Below are 18,046 nucleotides of genomic sequence, written 5' to 3' on the forward strand. Positions count from 1 at the left end.
ACATAAAAAAGAGTATTTTAACCTACTCAAATCCTGTTTTATGTCAACCACTGCACTGCCGGGAAAGCAACGGATCGATTCAATAGACCTCTTGCGGGGCTTCGTGATGATCATCATGGCGCTGGACCATGTGCGCGACTTTTTTCATATAGCAGCAGTAACCGGCAACCCTACCGATATGAACACCACCACACCGGTGCTGTTCTTTACCCGGTGGATCACCCATTTCTGTGCGCCCGTGTTTGTGTTCCTTACCGGCACCGGCGCTTTCCTCGCGGGCAGAAAAATGAGCAAGCGGGAATTGTCGGCCTTCCTGTTCAAAAGAGGGTTGTGGCTGATCGCGATTGAACTGGTGATCATGAATTTTATCTTCAGCTTCAACCCGCATTACTCAATAGTTGCCGTGCAGGTGATATGGGTGATCGGATGGTCGCTGGTGATCTTATCCGTGTTGCACTGGCTGCCGCTCAGGGTATTGTTGATCATTGGATTGGTGTTGGTACTCGGTCATAACCTGCTCGACCGCTTCGATGCGCAACCAGGGCACCAGGTATTATGGTGGGCCTTCCTGCACCAGCAATTCTTTGATATTGTCAGCCCCGATCACACCATTTTCGTTTTATATCCGCTCATACCATGGCCAGGGATACTATTGCTGGGCTATTGTATGGGTAGCCTGTTTACAAAAGAATTCGACCCGGTAAAAAGAAGAAAATGGTTGTTGAAGGGAGGCATGTTGATTACCTTGGCATTCTTTGTACTCCGCTGGATCAATATTTACGGTGATGCTGCCGTGTGGACTACGCAAAGGAATGGAGTGTACACCGTGCTGTCTTTTTTCAACGTTACCAAATATCCACCTTCGCTTTTATTCCTTTGTATGACATTGGGCCCGGCATTGATCGCATTGTGGGCATTGGAAACCGCAAAAGGCAAATGGAAGAATTTCGTAGTGGTATACGGCCGCGTTCCCATGTTCTATTACCTGATTCATTTCTTCCTCATACATTTTATATGCATGATCATATTTTTCAGCAACGGTCATACATTGACTGAAGGCGCGAAAGGCTTCTTCTGGTTCAGACCCGATGATTTCGGGTACAGCCTGGGTGGCGTATACCTGATATGGGCTGCACTGGTGCTGTCGCTCTATCCTTTGTGCAAAAGATACAGCGAATACAAGGCATCGCATACCCAGTGGTGGCTGAGTTATCTCTGATAATTATTTGAGGAGGTCCTTGATCTCGTTGAGCTTCATCAACGCTTCAACAGGCGTAAGCCGGTTGATGTCGATATCCTGTAATTTTTTACGGATATCGCTGAATGTTTCAGAATGCGCATCGAAAATAGAAAGCTGCAATTGCGGCGCCGCTATGTTTTTCACGGCTGTAGCAATTCCTTTGTCAGCAGTGTCTACATGTTTGGCTTCTAATTGTCTGAGGATATCATTGGCCCGGTTGATGAGTTCAGGTGGCATGCCCGCCATTTTAGCTACATGGATACCAAAACTATGGGTGCTTCCACCGGGCGCCAGCTTGCGCAGGAAAATGATCTTATTGCCCACTTCCTTATTGGTAACATGGAAATTTTTTACACGCGGCAGTTTCTCTTCCAACTCGTTCAACTCATGATAGTGCGTAGCAAACAAGGTCTTGGGCGATGCGTGTGAGCCATGCAGGTATTCCACGATACTCCAGGCAATGGAAATACCATCGTAAGTAGACGTACCGCGACCGATCTCATCGAGCAGTATGAGGCTGCGGGAGGAAATATTATTGATGATGCTGGCCGTTTCATTCATCTCTACCATGAAGGTAGATTCGCCGCCGCTCAGGTTATCGCTGGCGCCTACGCGGGTGAATATCTTATCGGTCAGCGGAACGCGCGCGCTGTTGGCTGGCACAAAACTGCCCATATGCGCCATCAGTGTAATGAGCGCTGTTTGGCGGAGTATGGCGCTTTTACCGCTCATATTCGGACCTGTCAATATAATGATCTGGCAGTCCGCCGGATCCAGCAAAATATCATTGGCAATATAAGGCTCGCCAGGCGGCAGGTTGCGCTCAATAACAGGGTGACGGCTCTCCTTTAGTTCAAGTGAAAGCCCTTCATGTACTTCCGGTTTTTTATAATTGAACTGGAGGGCATTCTCTGCAAAACAACAGAGGCAATCGAGCACTGCCAGCACATGACCATTGATCTGTATCGGCGAGATATAAGCTTGCAGCTCAGATACCAATGCATCGTACAATTCCAGTTCAATGGAAAGTATCTTTTCTTCGGCGCCGGTGATCTTCTCTTCGTATTCTTTTAGTTCAGGGGTGATATAACGTTCTGCATTGGCCAGCGTTTGCTTGCGTATCCAATCGCCCGGCACTTTGTTCTTGTGTGAATTCGTTACTTCCAGGTAATAACCGAATACATTGTTGAAGCTGATCTTCAAAGAGCTGATGCCCGTTTTTTCCGCTTCGCGCTGTTGTATATTCACGAGGTATTCTTTGCCGCCGCTGGCAATCTGCCGCAGTTTATCCAACTCTTCGTGTACGCCTTCTTTGATCACGCCGCCTTTATTCGCGGCAACCGGCGGTGTATCGGGCAGTCTTTGCAGAATAATATCTACAATCGCCTCACAGGCATTGAGCATAGAGGCTAATTGTTGCAGGTAATGGTTTGTTGCCGCTGCACACCATGATTTGATGAGCGCCACCTGTTGCAATCCTTTGGCCAGGTGCATCACTTCGCGCGGGTTGATCTTCTTCAAAGGAATCTTGCTCACCAGGCGTTCAATATCGCCACATATTTTAATGGCCTGCACCAGTTCTTTGCGCAATTCCGGTTGTAGGATGAGGAATTCAACAGCGTCTAATCTTTCCTGGATTTTTCCTATGTCTTTCAAAGGGAACAACATCCACCTGCGCAGCAGGCGCGCGCCCATGGGACTCGCCGTTTGATCCAATACTTTCAACAAACTGTTGCCCTGTTCCGTACCGGTATTCAATAATTCCAGGTTGCGGATGGTGAACCGGTCCATCCACAGGAAATCATCTCTTTCAATTCGTTGCACCGCAGTAATATGCTGTAGGTTGGGATGTTCTGTTTCTTTGAGATAATACAGAATGGCGCCGGCGGCAACAATACCGGCCGGCATATTTTCAATGCCGTATCCTTTCAGTGAATGGGTATGGAAATGTTTGAGCAGGCTCTCTGTAGCAAAAGCTTCATCAAAGATCCAGCTCTCCATTGTATACGTATAGAAGCGGGTGCCGTAGTTTTCTTTGAAATGTTTCTGGTAGCTCCGCTGGAAGATCACTTCAGCCGGCCGGAGGCTCTGCAATAGTTTATCGATGTATTCCTGGTTTCCTTCGGCAACAAAAAATTCGCCGGTGGATATATCAAGGAAAGCAGCGCCACTGTTGGCCTGGTCGGTAAAATGAATAGCAGCTAAAAAATTGTTGCTGTTCTGCTCCAGCAGTTTGTCGTTCGTGGCTACGCCGGGCGTAACCATTTCCGTAACGCCGCGCTTGACAATGCCTTTGACCGATTTGGGATCTTCTAACTGGTCGCAGATCGCTACACGGTGGCCGGCTTTTACCAGCTTGTGCAGGTAGGTATCCAGTGCATGATGCGGGAACCCGGCCAGTTCGCTCGAAGCAGCTGCACCATTATTTCTTTTGGTGAGCGTAATGCCCAATACTTTCGAGGCAATGATGGCATCTTCTCCAAACGTCTCGTAAAAATCACCCACCCGGAATAACAATACGGCATCAGGATATCGTTGTTTGATGGCCCTGTGTTGCTGCATCAGCGGGGTATCGGCGGCAGATTTAGACATGGCAACAAATATAGGGGAATCATCCCTATACATTTTATGAACAGCAGGGGTTACCTTTGTGCCATGCGCAAACTGAGTATGGACGAATTGGGGCGAAAAACGGTAGATGAATTCAAGCAGTCGGCCAAGAACCCCATCCTGATCGTACTGGACAATATCCGCAGCATGCACAATGTGGGCAGCGTATTCAGAACGGCCGATGCTTTCCTGGCCGAAGGAATATGTCTTTGCGGATATACACCCCAACCTCCGCACCGCGATATACATAAAACAGCATTGGGCGCTACCGAAACGGTGGACTGGATCTATTTTCCCCATACCATCGATGCCGTACGGCAACTCAAAGCGCAGGGATACCGTATTTATGGTATAGAGCAAACAACGGGAAGCATTTCATTGGAACAATTTTCCATTACAGGAGATAAAACAGCGCTTGTATTTGGTAACGAAGTGGAAGGAGTGGACCAGGAAGTGTTGCAATTATGCGATGGTTGCATTGAAATACCCCAGTTGGGCATGAAACATTCATTGAATATATCAGTAGCGGCGGGCATTGTCCTTTGGGAAATGGTGCGCGCTTCCATTCATCATACGTAATTTTAATCATGGCTACCGTTAAAAACTACCTGAGTTTAGTCAAGTTCTCGCACACCATTTTTGCATTGCCCTTCGCCATGATCGGTTTCTTTCTAGGCGTGCACCAGGCATCGAATGCTTCGCACCTCGCCATCAAATTCCTGCTGGTGCTGGTATGTATGGTTACGGCGCGCAGCGCGGCCATGGCATTCAACCGTTATCTCGACAGGAGCTTCGATGCAAAAAACCCGCGCACTGCCATACGGGAAATACCACAGGGCATCATTTCACCCGATCATGCACTTCGTTTTGTGATCATCAATTGCCTGTTGTTTGTGACCGCGTGCTGGTTGATCAATACGGTTTGTTTATACCTGGCACCCATTGCATTATTTGTTATTTTATTTTACAGTTATACCAAACGGTTCACACCCCTTTGCCACCTGGTATTGGGACTGGGACTTTCATTGGCGCCCATCGGAGCCTACCTGGCCGTCACCGGCTCATTCAGCCTGTTACCCATCCTGTTCTCATTGGCAGTAATTTTTTGGGTAAGCGGGTTCGATATCATTTATGCTTTGCAGGATGTGGACTTCGACCGTTCGCAACACCTCTATTCCATTCCTGCGGCGCTGGGTAAAGCCAGGGCATTACGTGTTTCTGAATTATTGCACCTGCTCAGTGCAGCGTGCGTAATCATGGCAGGCTTCAGCGGTGAATTTCATTGGTTATACTGGATAGGGATATTGGTATTTGCAGGCATGCTCATTTACCAACATTCCATTGTTAAGCCGAACGATCTGCGCCGGATGAATATCGCTTTCATGACCGCCAACGGCATTGCCAGTGTTATCTTCGGTCTCCTGGTAATACTGGATATCTTTCTATTATCTAACAACTAACATCTCAAATGCCACGCATCCTCTGTATAGATTATGGCGGTAAACGAACCGGGATCGCAGTAACCGATCCTTTGAAGATCATTGCAAGCGGATTGACCACCGTGGATACCAAAGAGCTGATCCCATTTCTGAAAAAATACATGCAAACAGAAACAGTGGAGTTGATTTTGATTGGCGAGCCACTGGATTTAAACGACCAGGAAACCCATGCAACCCCACTGGTGCGTGCTGCTATACAAAAGTTAAAAAAAGAGTTTCCCACCATCCCCATACAAACGGTTGACGAGCGCTTTACCTCCAAAATGGCTTCCAGGGCCATGGTTGAAATGGGCATGAAAAAGAAAGACCGGCAGAACAAAAAACTGGTAGACGAAATCGCGGCTACCATCATGTTGCAGGAGTATTTACAGCATTCCGGCACAGGTTTTGAGTTCTGACTTACTCTTTTTTAGTTTTTTGCCGGTATTTTTGCGCTCATTACTCATTAAAACCAAGCAGATCGATGATTCTTCCAATTGTGGCTTATGGCGCTGCGGTGCTAAGGAAAGTGGGAGCGGATATTACGCCTGATTACCCCAGGCTGGAACAATTAATAGCCGATATGTGGGAAACCATGTATGCGAGCAATGGCGTTGGACTGGCGGCTCCGCAGATCAATAAAGATATTCGTTTGTTCGTGATGGACAGCGCGCAGATATTCGAACACCTCGAAGAAGAAGAAAAAAAACAATACAGCGATGCCCCCGGTATCAAAAAGGTATTCATCAACGCGCATATCAAGGAACTCAATGGACATGAATGGGCGTACAACGAAGGATGCCTGAGCATTCCCAATATCAGGGAAGATATCAGCAGGCCGGCAGAAGTGGTGCTGGAGTATATGGATGAACAATTCCAACAACACAAAGAAACCTTTACAGGCCTTTCCGCCCGCATCATTTTACACGAATACGACCATATCGATGGCAGACTTTTTATCGACTACCTGAAACCTTTGAAGAAAAAAATGCTGCACGGCAAGCTGACCGATATCAGCAAGGGAAAAACCAAAGTGGATTATAAAATGATATTCATCAAATGATGAAGTACTGCAGCTTTTTGTTGATATTGGTTTGCTTTCATTCGGCAGCGCAGGATACCTCCATACTGATCGATAAGCAACGGGTTACCCTCGCCGAAGTGGTGGTGCGGAATAATTTCGATTACAAAAAGCTGCTGGCCCAGATCAAGGAAGATACCACATTCTACAAGGCCTTTCGCAACCTGCGCATACTCGGGTTCAGTTCTTACAACGATATCAAGATGCTGGATAAGAAAGGCGCTGTAAAAGCCTCTCTGAACAGCAAAACAAGACAGAACAGGGCCAATGGCTGCCGTACGATGGACGTGCTGGAAGAACAGACAACAGGAGATTTTTACGACAGCAAACGGAATTATAATTACATGACTGCGGAATTGTATGCAGGGCTGTTCTTTACCAAAGGAACCGTTTGCGGAGAGAATAATATTGTAAAAGGACATATCCTGAACACCAGCGGAAAATCGGGGATAGAAAAACACAAAGAGCAGTTGAAAATGCTGTTCTTCAACCCCGGAAAAAAAATACCCGGCATTCCTTTTATCGGCAACAAGCTGGACCTCTACGATGAGAGCGCGCACGAGCTCTACGATTACCGGTTGGATATTGTTGAATACCACGGTACGCTGGCTTATGAATTTTCCATCAAACCAAAAGAAGACCTGGGTTTCTTAAAGAACGACCGCATTGTGGTTGACCAGATGGATACCTGGTTCGACCAGAAAACACTGGAAGTATTGGGACGTAATTATTCCCTGAGCTACAAAGCAGGTGTGTACGATTTCGACGTGAGCATGGAAGTGGAAATGACCAAATTCGAAGGGCTCACAGTTCCAAGTGTATTGCGTTACAAAGGCAACTGGGATGTCATTTTCAAAAAAAGAGAACGCGCCCAGTTCACAGCTACCTTGTTTGACTTCAAAAAGTAAGGGCTGCAATCGCTTGCAACCCTTAACCCCCTGACTATTAAAAACGAAAGCGTTGGTTATAATGAATTGAGGTATTGAAGTATCTCGGTGAGGTTCTTCTGTACCGGTGGATCAATCACGTAATGTGTTACTGTGCCTACATCGTTGATGTTTTTGGTGCCCAGGTAAAGATCCGTTCCAATGCGTGATATAGATACCAGTGTAATCTTGCTTCCGATGGGTATACGCCATGTCGCGAAGGACCTCGAATCAAAATCATCTTTCAGTCTCACTACTGTTTTCTGGTTGGCGAATACAGCGAATACAACGGTATTTCTATTGGTGAAGTTGGGTGGCAGCACAGCAGTGATCTTGGTGCTCGGAAGTGTACTATCTGTGTACCTGCACGCACTGATCCATCGCAGGTTCTTGGAAACCAATTCGTATCCTGTTACAATGGAAGTGTTGGTGCTGTTGGGTTTCGACCAGGTCTTGATCCAGGTAGTATCGAGATCGCGCAACCAGGTATGCATGGTATCAATATTACCCAGTGTAAGATAAGGGATGGTTTCAGCAGCATAGAATACCTGCATGTTGGGTTTGGGATCCTGTGTATCACTGAAGCGTATGGTGATGGTAGCGCCGGGTAAGAGTTTTAATTCATGACCATTTTGCGTTACGCGGATAAAGATACCGCCGCCTGTCTCCAGCAGGTAACCATTGCTGACAGTAGGTTTGAAGAATTTGATGAAATCGCCTTTGGTTTTCAGACGGAAGAATTCAATCCGTACGGGACCAGAACATACATTGCTTCCACCTCCTCCGCCACTGCCACCGCTTCCACCACCGGCATAAGTAAAGGAACTGCCGGGAATTACAATGGAGAGGCTGTCGCCGTAACTCAGTGTATCTGTTTTAGAACAGTCGAAAGAATCAACTGTGAGATTGGGGAACATCAGCTGAGCCAACTCGTTGAGCGTAGCACTGCCGGTTGCATTTTTCATCCAGGCTGTATCGTTCAGCGGATGATTGGGATAAAGGATTAGATTGCTTGACAATTCTTTTTTACAAGCTGTAAAGAACAGGAGCGCAATACATCCGATGGTTATAGTCTTTTTCATAGTTAATGTTATTACTACATCCTAGATACAGGTAGTGTTTCGCGCGTTGCCTGCTATCTTCTATTTAAATTATATCTTAATCCGATGGCCAATCCGCCAACGTGAAATTTCTGATTATAGGCGGCCTGATCGGTGGTGATGTTCGACAAATTATACCTGAAATAAGGTTCGAAAAATAACTGGCTGTTTTCACCCAATCGTTTCATGAAACTGATGCTGGTGTACAATCCCATGCCGATATTACTTTTATATATAGCTGTGCTTGCTTTGTCGATAGGAACGGTGGCGAGTGATTTATCGAGCACCACACCCTGGTACCAGGAAGAGAGATTGAATATCACGCCTGCATTTATACCCACCCTGAAATCATCTTCATCCCTGCCAAACTGGTAACCAATTGTTACTGGTACATCGATGGTACGGAAATGATTGGTTACAGTATTATTGCGGTAACCGATCTGGCGCAACACGCTGGTATCGTTGACTATTACGGTATCGCCCGGCCCCCTAATGATTTGACGTTGTGTAACTACTGTGGTTGTTTTGATTTCGTTTTCACTACGGTAAGCGAATTGTTGATTGATCTGTCCGTATTGCAAACCTGCTTTCAACACAAAGTTATCGCTGAATGGTTTCACCAACCGCACACCTACACTGAAGCCGGGTTGTGAACTTTCGCTGCTGTCTTTACGCTGCATGTATTGCGGGGTAGCCGATACATTCTGCTCGGATTTAAACGCGAGGTCGGGTGAAGCATAGTATTCAACATACCAATCAGGATTCACATATCTTCCGCCATTCGCAGTAGGACAAATCAGCAAATTGGGAACGCGCCTGGTATGAGCGGCTGCATTCATCAATTCAAGATTTTTCAATTCTTTCATATCATACAACAAACTGTTCCTGTCTGAAGAAAGAGGAGCGGCTGCCAGCAGGTTGAAACGGCTGTCTGCTGATGCTGACTGGATGGGAGCTGCTTGTTCTTGTGATGCAGGATGACTATTATAATTGATATCAGCAGCCTGTGCATTTTTGTAAGTAGTACTGCCGGGTGTTATCTGTGCAGATAATGCAAGTTCATTATTGTTGTTCGATTCGTTGTTGGGTGTATGATTATTATTAAGAAGTGTATTATTTTGAACGATAGCGTTTGGATTTTGCGTGGAATTATTATTAGAAGCTGATTCATTGCCAGCAACGGTTTGCTCCTGTGCGTGTTGCTTATCTTGTGTTGTGATTGCAGATGGCTGCTGTGATACCAGTTGTTGGTTCGGTATACCTGAATGATCTGTGCCAGCTGTATTATTATTGAAATACAGGTATCCTCCAACAGCGAAAGCCCCCAGGAGGGCCAGCGCAATCATGTACCTGCCAAGGGTGTTGATCCGGGGCAGGACGAAACCTTTACGGTCGTCTTTTTCATCGGGCTTGATCTTTTCCCAAAGACCCGGCGGCACAGGAGCAGAATGGTCTTTGAGCTTTGCCCTGATGAATTGATCAAATTGGTTATCGCTCATGTTATACAGCAATTTTTTGTAGTTGTAATATTTGTTGTTGCAGCATCTTCCGGGCCTTTACCAATTGGCTGCGGCTGGTGCCGGGTTGTATGTTCAGCATTTCTGCTATTTCTTCATGACTGTATCCTTCCACCACATTCAGGTTAAAAACCATCCGGTAACCTTCTGGCAACTGACCAATCAATTTTAAAAGATCTTCTTCACCCAAATGGCTATAGGTGCTGGGATCCATCTTGGGTGCATCGTTGCTGTGGTCATCGATCTCTTTGAAACGGATCTTCTTTTTTTCCAAATGCCTGATAGCCGTATTCACCACAATACGCCTGATCCAGCCCTCAAATGAACCTTCCGATTTGAACTGTTCGATGTATTTGAATACTTTGATGAAAGCGTCCTGCAGCATGTCTTCGGCTTCCATGGTATCGTTGGCATAACGCAGGCATACGCTCATCATCTTACCGGCATACCTTTCAAACAGTATATGCTGGCAACCGGTATGTTGCTTGATACATCCCTTGATAAGTTCAGATTCTGTCACCTGCAGGTTGGTTTAGGATTGACTTCTTGCTAAAGATACCCGTTGAGGAGGGTTCGTTGCCTGCGAGAAATTAAAAAAAATAAAAAGTTAAAACACGGAATTTTAAAAAAATGTTGATTTCCATCGCTTTACATAGCGGATGATTATTTTATGCTAGTAAAAACTGATCATGTATATAGTCAACCACGCTCGCCAGGCTATTGGTTTCCTGGTAAACGGCCAGCTGCCTGTCGGCCCCGGTACCCTGTTCAAATATGGTGTGGATATGATTGATGGCATGCCGGGAACCCAGGTCATCCACCACATCATCTACAAAATCCATGAGTTCGTAAATGAGGGCGCGGGTATTTACTTCGGTCTCCTTGCCAAAATCGATCAGGGCGCCATCAATGCCATAGCGACTGGCCCTCCATTTATTTTCATTGATCACCGAACGCTGGTACATCATGAAATTGAGGTTCTGGCTGCGCAGCTTGTATATTTTGGCGCAAATGGCCTGGAACAGGGCGGCAATGGAAATGGTCTCATTTACGGTCAGCGGCACATCGCAGATACGGAATTCCACAGTATTGAAGAATGGATGCACGCGCAGGTCCCACCAGATCTTTTTGGCATTGTCGATGCAATTGGTCTTGATGAGCAGGTTCACATAATTCTCGTAAGCTTCAATGCTTTCAAAAAAATCAGGTATGCCCGTACGCGGAAACTTATCGAATACCTTGGTGCGGAAAGATTTATAACCGGTAAGCCTGCCTTCCCAGAAAGGCGAGTTGGTACTGAGTGCGTACACATGCGGCAAAAAATACCGGGCGGTATTGGCAATATGCATGGCCATCCGGCGGTCTTCCATGCCTACATGCACATGCAATCCGAAAATGAGGTTACTGCGGGCTGCTTCCTGCAGCTCATTCACGATCTCGTTGTAACGGGCGTGGTCGGTGATGAGCTGGTGTTCCCAGTGACTGAAAGGATGTGTGCCCGAAGCGCCCACCCATAAACCGAGATCACCTGCAATCTGTGCAATCGTTCCCCGGAGGGTGGCCACGTCTTTGAAAGCTTCGTCGATATTGCGGCAGATATCGGTACCCACTTCCACTACAGCCTGGTGCATTTCGGCCTTCACTTTGTCTTTGATGATTTTCTGACCCTCCAGCACGATCTTTTGTTCATGGCTTTTCAGCTCACGTGTATGCGGATCGAGCACCATGTATTCTTCTTCCACGCCCAGTGTAAAGTGCGAGTAATTCATATCTCCCATCGTCTAAATCAGTTTTTGTTTGGCGCTGCTTCTTTTTACATATTCTCCCCAGGTAAGGTTATCGATGCCGGGTGTTACAGACAGCGCTTTTTCTATGGCATAATTGGCTGCGGTTTCCACCACCCATTCAAAATTATCTGCTCCTACGCTTTTCAGATCGGCATCGGGAGCGGGGTTGCAGAAGTCAATGGCATAAGGAACGCCATCACGCAGCGCCAGTTCCACCGTGTTGAAATCATAACCCAGGTATTGGTTGATGCGCAATACGATCGATTCCATTTCTTTCAGCTTTTCTGCCGAAGGAGCAAAATCGGCCACATAACGCAGGTGGTGCGGGTTACGGGGTTCGTATGGCATGATGCGTACGTATTTACCGCCTATGCAATAGCAGCGATAATATTCTTCGAAAATAATTTCTTCCTGTAACAACATCACGAGCTGACCGGTCTCGCTATGTTTTTCAAAAAAATCATCCATGCTGGTGAGCTTGTAAACATTCTTCCAGCCACCGCCGGCAAAGGGTTTCATATAAGCGGGGAAACCTACATAATGGAAAATGCTTTCCCAGTCGAGCGGGTAAGCCAGGTTGCTGAACGATTGATCAGAAGTATCGGCCGGCAACTCGCGAGAAGGTAGGATAACCGTTTTGGGAACCGGCACATTGATCTGTGTGGCTAAACAATTATTGAAAAATTTTTCATCGGCACTCCACCAGAAGGGATTGTTGATAACGGCTGTTCCACAGAGCGCTGCATTTTTGAGGAAGGCCCGGTAAAAAGGCACGTCCTGGCTGATGCGGTCCACGATCACTGCGTAATCGGTTGCCACACCCTGCATCACTTTGTCTATCCGAACAGGTTCTGCGCTGATGCCTTCCACGTGCTTGGCGTTGATGCGCTCAACAAAAGCCATGGGAAAGCTTCTTTCCTGTCCGAATAGAATGCCGATCTTTTTCATGTTGGAGATTTTGAGGTTGGATTTGCTTTCAAGGTAGGTTTTTTTTGGATTGTTCGATCATTAGCCAGCTTATTTCAAAAAGGCTTATCAGACCATTTTCCCGGCGTCGGGAAAATGGTCTGATAAGCCTCGGCATACAATATACTTGCTTTGAAAAATCAGGTATTTCCCGTAAATCTGTTCGTGACTTCCTGGATATATTTAGATTTGAAAGTTCAACCTGTAAAAATAACGGATGAAACAGGAGATTATATCGCAATTGCATAACGAGTTTGAATCCGCTGCGAACACAACCGAAGACGTAGAGTTTTGGTTTGCGAGGGATATTCAACGATTATTAGGATATTCAAAATGGGACAATTTCATCAAAGTAGTTGATAAAGCAAAAGTGGCTTGTTCTACAGCCAAACATCAATTGCCTGACCATTTTCTTGACGTCAGGAAAATGGTCGACCTCGGTTCGGGAGCCCAAAGAGAAATAGAGGATATCATGCTCACGCGATATGCCTGTTATCTCATTGCTCAGAATGGCGATCCACGCAAAGATGAGATTGCATTTGCGATGAATTATTTTGCAGTACAAACAAGAAAACAGGAACTGCTTGAACAACGTTTGAAAGAATGGGAACGATTACAGGCAAGAGAAAAGTTAACTATTTCAGAAAAGGAGTTGTCTAAGTTGATATTTCAAAAAGGAATTGATAGAACAGGTTTTGCAAAAATTAAAAGCAAAGGAGATCAGGCTTTATTTGGTGGTAAAACCACACTCGATATGAAAACGGCGTTAGGTGTTCCTGATAATAGGCCATTGGCAGATTTCTTACCAACCATCACTATTAAGGCCAAAGACTTTGCCAATGAACTGACAAACGTAAATATCCGGAAAAATGACCTGTCAATGGAGCCCGTTATTACACAAGAGCATGTAAAAAACAATAAAGATGTGAGGGGTTTGTTGCTAAAAAGCGGAATAAAGCCTGAAAAATTGCCAATAGAAAAAGACATCAAGGAAATCAAAAAGAAAGTAAAATCTGAAGATAAAAAAATGCTGAAAGAAACTAAAACATTAAAGAAGAAATAGCTATATGCAAGCAACGAATATTGAATCTAGTCCTTTACAACTTGTATCAACTGAGCAGAAAATCCTGTATTCTGACTATCTGGAACGAGAGGTACAAATAGATGTGTACATTCCTGGTAAGATAGAATCTGCCGAACAATTAAGCCTGTTGTTGATCAATGATGGGCAAGACCTTCATAAAATAGCCTTTGATGAGTTACTAGATAAAATGATCACAGGTAATGAGATATCTCCGTTGGTATGTGTAGGTATCTGTTGTGGACCGGAAAGAAAAATGGAATATGGAACAGCGTATGCAGCTGACTATCAGGGAAGAGGTGCACGTGCAGGGCTTTATACCAAATTTATTTTTGAAGAATTATTACCGTATATACGCAAAACATACCAGGCCCCTTCATTCAGGGATAAATCCTTTGCCGGGTTTTCACTGGGGGCGCTCAGCGCGCTCGATATCGTGTGGAACCATGCCAGCGAGTTCAGCAGGGTAGGCGTGTTCAGCGGCTCATTGTGGTGGCGGCGTAAAGGGTATGAAGAAGGATATGATGATGAAAAAGACCGCCTCATGCACCTGCAGGTACGCAAAGGTGATTTTTATCCATGGTTGCAGTTCTTTATTGAATGTGGTACGGACGATGAAACGGAAGACCGTAACAAGAACGGTGTGATAGATTCCATCGATGATGCACTCGATCTCATTGTTGAATTAAAAGCCAAAGGATATACCGATCAGCACATTCACTATATGGAACTCAAAGAAGGTACACATGACGTGGAAAGTTGGGCAAAAGCCTGGCCTGAGTTCCTCAAATGGGGATGGGCTAAATAAAAAAGCCTCCTGATTAATCAGGAAGCTTTTTTTATACTACAGATAATATTAACGTCTCGGAGATGAAGAACGAGAAGATTGATCATTGAATAAGTACCTGATTCCAATCTGGCCCTGCCATCTTGAGAAGGCACCGAAACTATCCTGGAAACTGTTCACATAAGGTATCTGATTGGCAGCATCCTGGTACAGGAAAGAATAGCGAGGCTTACCTGCATTCGGATCTCCTGCAGGAGCAATGCCTTCAAACTTCAGGAAAGAAGTGCTGTTGAAGGTTTTAGCAATACCCCAGTTCTTGTTCAGGAAATTACCTACGTTGATAATGTCAAAGCTTAAACGCAAAGTATGTTTATTCTTCAGGTAAAAGTCCTGTGTTATGTTCAAATCAAGGTGTTTGAACCAGGGCAATACCACGGCATTCCTTTCCGCTATTTGTCCGCGATGTGAGCTCATATAAGGATCCTGCTGGATGAAGGCATTCAACTGGTTCCACATCTGTGCCGCTGTACGTGTATCAGTGATGGTACCGCCACCAGTATTAACGGGTACCAGTACAATGTCTGACTTGTCTTTCGGAATATAGATCAATGAGCTGTTGCCACCTGTGTTGGCATTGATCAGGTCTCCCTGGTAAGTATAAGAACCTGCACCATTGGGGGCGGCTTCAAATACAAGACCTACTGAAGTAGCAAAGTTTTTTGCATATTCTTTACGATAAGAAGCATAAGCAATCACGCGGTGAGGCTGGTAGAAGTTAGCATAACCAATCTCATCACTGTTGGGATCACCTTTTACAGGCCTGTCGCGCCAGTTACTGGCGGCAATAGATCCACCATCATTGATGGATTTAGATTGGCTGTAAGTATAGGCTACACTGGCGTTGAAGTTGCGCAATGTTTTTTCGAGTCTTGCCGTAACCATATAAGAATAACCTTTATTAGAATTCTTCATGAGTATGGCATTGGAAATATTAGGGTTGGTAACAGAAGCGCCGCCTGCACCATTCCAGATTTTGCTGGAATCGTAACGGATCCTGTTATCAGAGCCTACCAATGGCGTACCGGTAGAAGGCAGGTTTACATTCTGGAAATAAACAGCGTTCACTTCTTTTGAATAATTGTATTCAACAGTAGCTACCAGGTTGCCAGGCAGTTTCTGGTCAACCGCGAAGCTGAGCTTCATGACCTGCGGGTACTTGAAATTGGGATCTGTGAACACCAGGTTGTAAGAAGTATTAGCAGCTCCTGCAGCGGGTCTGTAAGCATTGATATCAGGACTAAATACATAAGGTTTGCCGGTTGCAGGGTTCTTTGAGTTGTTGTATGAACCGAACTGTACACCGTTGTTGCTAGCCTGGTTGCTGATCCACACAAAAGGAGGAGGGCCGCTGAACCAACCAAAACCGCCACGCACCTGTGTTTTATGATCGCCGAATACATCCCAGTTGAATCCAAAGCGAGGTGATACCAACAGATTACTACCAGGCTTCTGGCCTACATCGTAATGGTTGCCATTGCGGAATGCCAGTTGCGAAGCATAAGGGTTCGCATCGAATTTATTCTGGAACACAGGCAGGTCGAAACGGAAACCACCGGTAACAGTTAAGTTGTTTCTGATGCGCCATTTATCCTGGATAAAAGCACCCCATTCTGTAGCGCCGATATTGGCAAAGGGGAAAGAACCGTCTTTTGTCAGGGAATATTGTACTGCATAGCTCTTTGCATTGGCGGTACCATTCATGGCACTGCTATAGAAATCAGAGAGTGTATTGAACTGGTAAGCACCTTCATAGTTGGGTGCAAAACCATTTTTGAAGTTCTTCACATAATTCTGTGTTCCCAATGTGATCTCGTGTTTACCTGCATACATAGTAACAATATCAGAGAACTGGAACACATTTGTGTTGAGCACGTTATTATAAGTAAAGGGTTCATAACCGAAAGCGGTATAGCTCTGTCCCTGGCCGTTCAGGATATCCACAAGAGGAAAGTCGCCGCCGGCAAGGCTTGCGCGGTAATCCCTCAATGCAGTGTAACCTACCTGCAATTTATTAGAGAGTTTATTGCTGAAGCTGGTATTCAGTTCAGCAATTACAATATTGAAGTTGTTGTTGATACGGTAGCCACTGCCGCTGAAAGGCAGACCGGTATTGCTGGGCTGTCTGCCGCCATTCGGAGCCCCACTGTTGCTTGCTGAAATATCTTTATAAGATTTCAGGTAGTTATACTTCAGCGTGAAAGTACTCTTCCTGCTGACATTCCAGTCGAGCCTTACAGTTAACTTATCGCTGTAAGTATCATAATTATAACCCTGGTAGAAGCCCGGATTATAGTTGTATTTCTGCATCAGGAAGTTTTTCAGCGCGTCGAGCGTATCAGCAACTGCCTGAGAAATAACACCTGGGATGGCTGTTTGTCCGGGTTTATTGGCAACATAAGTAGTTGCAGGCTGACTGATTCTTTCCTGTTCACCGCTCACGAAAATGAACAACTTGTTCTTGATGATGGGGGCTCCGATAGAAGCACCTCTTAAATTGTAAGTGAAACTGGGTTTAGTAACAGTATTGGTTCTTACATTATAACCCTGCAAACCCGGGCTTCTGAGATAAGTATAAACAGAAGCTTTTACTTCATTGGTACCACTGCGTGTAACAGAGTTCACACCAGCGCCGGAGAAACCACCTTGTCTTACATCGTAAGGGGCAATGTTTACCTGTATCTGCTCAATGGCATCGAGGCTGATAGGCTGTGAGCTGGTTTGGCCACCCAAAACACCAGACAATCCAAATGCATTGTTGAAATTAGCGCCATCAACAGTAATATTATTATATTGATTGCTGCGTCCTCCAAAACTGAGACCATTGGATGAAGGGGTGAGTTTTGTAAAATCTTGTAAGCTACGGTTGATGGTAGGTAGTTTTTCAATTTGAGCACGGCTCACCACTTCCTGGCTACCAGTTCTGTTGGTATTGAAAACCTTGTCCTGCCTGCCGGTAGCGGTTACCACTACTTCAGTAAGCGTCTTGGTATCGGTCTTCAAACTGAAATCAGCTTTGAATTCCTGACCCAGTACCAAAAACACATTTTCCTGTTTTTGTTCTTTCTGGCCGAGATAGCTCACGGTAATAGTATAAGGGCCTCCTACTTTAAGGTTAGGCAGGTTATACCGGCCGTCTTTACGACTGGTAGTAACATATTTTGTACCTGAAGGGAGGTGCAACGCTGTAATCACGGCGCCGCTGAGTTGACCATTCTCGCTGGTAATAATGCCTTGAATGTCTGAAGTAGTTTCCTGTGCTCTTGCAACCAGTATGCCTGAACATACGGCTATGAGCAGAGCGAACACGGAACGCATGGTTCTTCTCATAAATTGTTAAAGTTTAGTTTGATTTGCAAAAATATCTGCATGGGTACCTATGGAGCTTAATTTTACATTAAATGATTGTTACCGAT

The 18,046-nt window shown here is 45.5% G+C and carries 15 protein-coding genes; 8 read left to right on the forward strand and 7 right to left on the reverse strand.

The annotated features are described in order from the left end of the window. The first annotated feature begins 40 nt into the window (after positions 1–40). Positions 41–1,219, forward strand: coding sequence for a DUF1624 domain-containing protein (locus SEDOR53_RS0110180; protein WP_026769629.1), 1,179 nt, complete (start codon positions 41–43; stop codon positions 1,217–1,219). A gap of 3 nt (positions 1,220–1,222) precedes the next feature. On the opposite strand, the gene mutS is transcribed toward SEDOR53_RS0110180, so the two are convergent. Then, positions 1,223–3,832: a DNA mismatch repair protein MutS gene (gene mutS / locus SEDOR53_RS0110185; RefSeq protein ID WP_026769630.1), complete on the reverse strand. Its 2,610-nt coding sequence runs from the start codon at positions 3,830–3,832 to the stop codon at positions 1,223–1,225. A 63-nt stretch (positions 3,833–3,895) separates the two neighbouring features. Between mutS and SEDOR53_RS0110190 the strand changes: the two genes are divergently transcribed. The 5 genes from SEDOR53_RS0110190 (at position 3,896) to SEDOR53_RS0110210 (ending at position 7,317) form a co-directional block, all read left to right on the forward strand. Continuing rightward, the gene (locus SEDOR53_RS0110190; protein ID WP_026769631.1) at positions 3,896–4,429 is read left to right on the forward strand and encodes an RNA methyltransferase; all 534 of its coding nucleotides are present in this window, start codon (positions 3,896–3,898) and stop codon (positions 4,427–4,429) included. Positions 4,430–4,437: 8 nt separating this feature from the next. Next, a complete protein-coding gene (locus tag SEDOR53_RS0110195) occupies positions 4,438–5,310 on the forward strand; it encodes a UbiA-like polyprenyltransferase (RefSeq protein ID WP_037361014.1) in 873 nt (290 codons plus the stop codon). Between the two features lie 8 nt (positions 5,311–5,318). Beyond that, positions 5,319–5,747 carry a Holliday junction resolvase RuvX gene (ruvX, locus tag SEDOR53_RS0110200; protein WP_026769633.1) on the forward strand — a complete coding sequence of 143 codons (429 nt, stop codon included), beginning with the start codon at positions 5,319–5,321 and terminating at the stop codon, positions 5,745–5,747. 65 nt (positions 5,748–5,812) lie between these two features. Further along, entirely contained in the window at positions 5,813–6,391 is a 579-nt protein-coding gene (gene def / locus SEDOR53_RS0110205) for a peptide deformylase (RefSeq protein ID WP_026769634.1), read from the forward strand. After that, a complete protein-coding gene (locus SEDOR53_RS0110210) occupies positions 6,388–7,317 on the forward strand; it encodes a hypothetical protein (protein ID WP_026769635.1) in 930 nt (309 codons plus the stop codon). Before def ends, SEDOR53_RS0110210 begins: the two co-directional genes overlap by 4 nt. A 56-nt stretch (positions 7,318–7,373) precedes the next feature. Here the strand turns inward: SEDOR53_RS0110210 and SEDOR53_RS0110215 are convergent, their stop codons facing one another. The 5 genes from SEDOR53_RS0110215 to SEDOR53_RS0110235 form a co-directional block, all read right to left on the reverse strand. Next, positions 7,374–8,417: a hypothetical protein gene (locus SEDOR53_RS0110215; RefSeq protein ID WP_026769636.1), complete on the reverse strand. Its 1,044-nt coding sequence runs from the start codon at positions 8,415–8,417 to the stop codon at positions 7,374–7,376. A gap of 53 nt (positions 8,418–8,470) precedes the next feature. Further along, positions 8,471–9,934 carry an outer membrane beta-barrel protein gene (locus SEDOR53_RS0110220; protein WP_026769637.1) on the reverse strand — a complete coding sequence of 488 codons (1,464 nt, stop codon included), beginning with the start codon at positions 9,932–9,934 and terminating at the stop codon, positions 8,471–8,473. Between the two features lies 1 nt (position 9,935). Then, a complete protein-coding gene (locus SEDOR53_RS0110225) occupies positions 9,936–10,472 on the reverse strand; it encodes an RNA polymerase sigma factor (protein WP_026769638.1) in 537 nt (178 codons plus the stop codon). A 148-nt stretch (positions 10,473–10,620) separates the two neighbouring features. Continuing rightward, positions 10,621–11,730, reverse strand: coding sequence for a carboxylate-amine ligase (locus SEDOR53_RS0110230; RefSeq protein WP_037361019.1), 1,110 nt, complete (start codon positions 11,728–11,730; stop codon positions 10,621–10,623). A gap of 3 nt (positions 11,731–11,733) precedes the next feature. Then, positions 11,734–12,687, reverse strand: coding sequence for a RimK family alpha-L-glutamate ligase (locus SEDOR53_RS0110235; RefSeq protein WP_026769640.1), 954 nt, complete (start codon positions 12,685–12,687; stop codon positions 11,734–11,736). Positions 12,688–12,922: 235 nt separating this feature from the next. Between SEDOR53_RS0110235 and dinD the strand changes: the two genes are divergently transcribed. Together dinD and SEDOR53_RS0110245 are read left to right on the forward strand one after the other, a co-directional pair. After that, positions 12,923–13,768: a DNA damage-inducible protein D gene (gene dinD / locus SEDOR53_RS0110240; protein WP_026769641.1), complete on the forward strand. Its 846-nt coding sequence runs from the start codon at positions 12,923–12,925 to the stop codon at positions 13,766–13,768. 4 nt (positions 13,769–13,772) lie between these two features. Further along, complete coding sequence (locus SEDOR53_RS0110245) at positions 13,773–14,594, forward strand: esterase family protein (RefSeq protein ID WP_051416595.1); 822 nt, start codon at positions 13,773–13,775, stop codon at positions 14,592–14,594. 48 nt (positions 14,595–14,642) lie between these two features. Here the strand turns inward: SEDOR53_RS0110245 and SEDOR53_RS17715 are convergent, their stop codons facing one another. After that, positions 14,643–17,960, reverse strand: a complete 3,318-nt coding sequence (locus SEDOR53_RS17715) for a carboxypeptidase regulatory-like domain-containing protein (protein WP_051416596.1) — start codon at positions 17,958–17,960, stop codon at positions 14,643–14,645. Between the last annotated feature and the right edge of the window lie 86 nt (positions 17,961–18,046).

This window comes from Asinibacterium sp. OR53, from assembly GCF_000515315.1.
Taxonomy (GTDB): domain Bacteria; phylum Bacteroidota; class Bacteroidia; order Chitinophagales; family Chitinophagaceae; genus Sediminibacterium.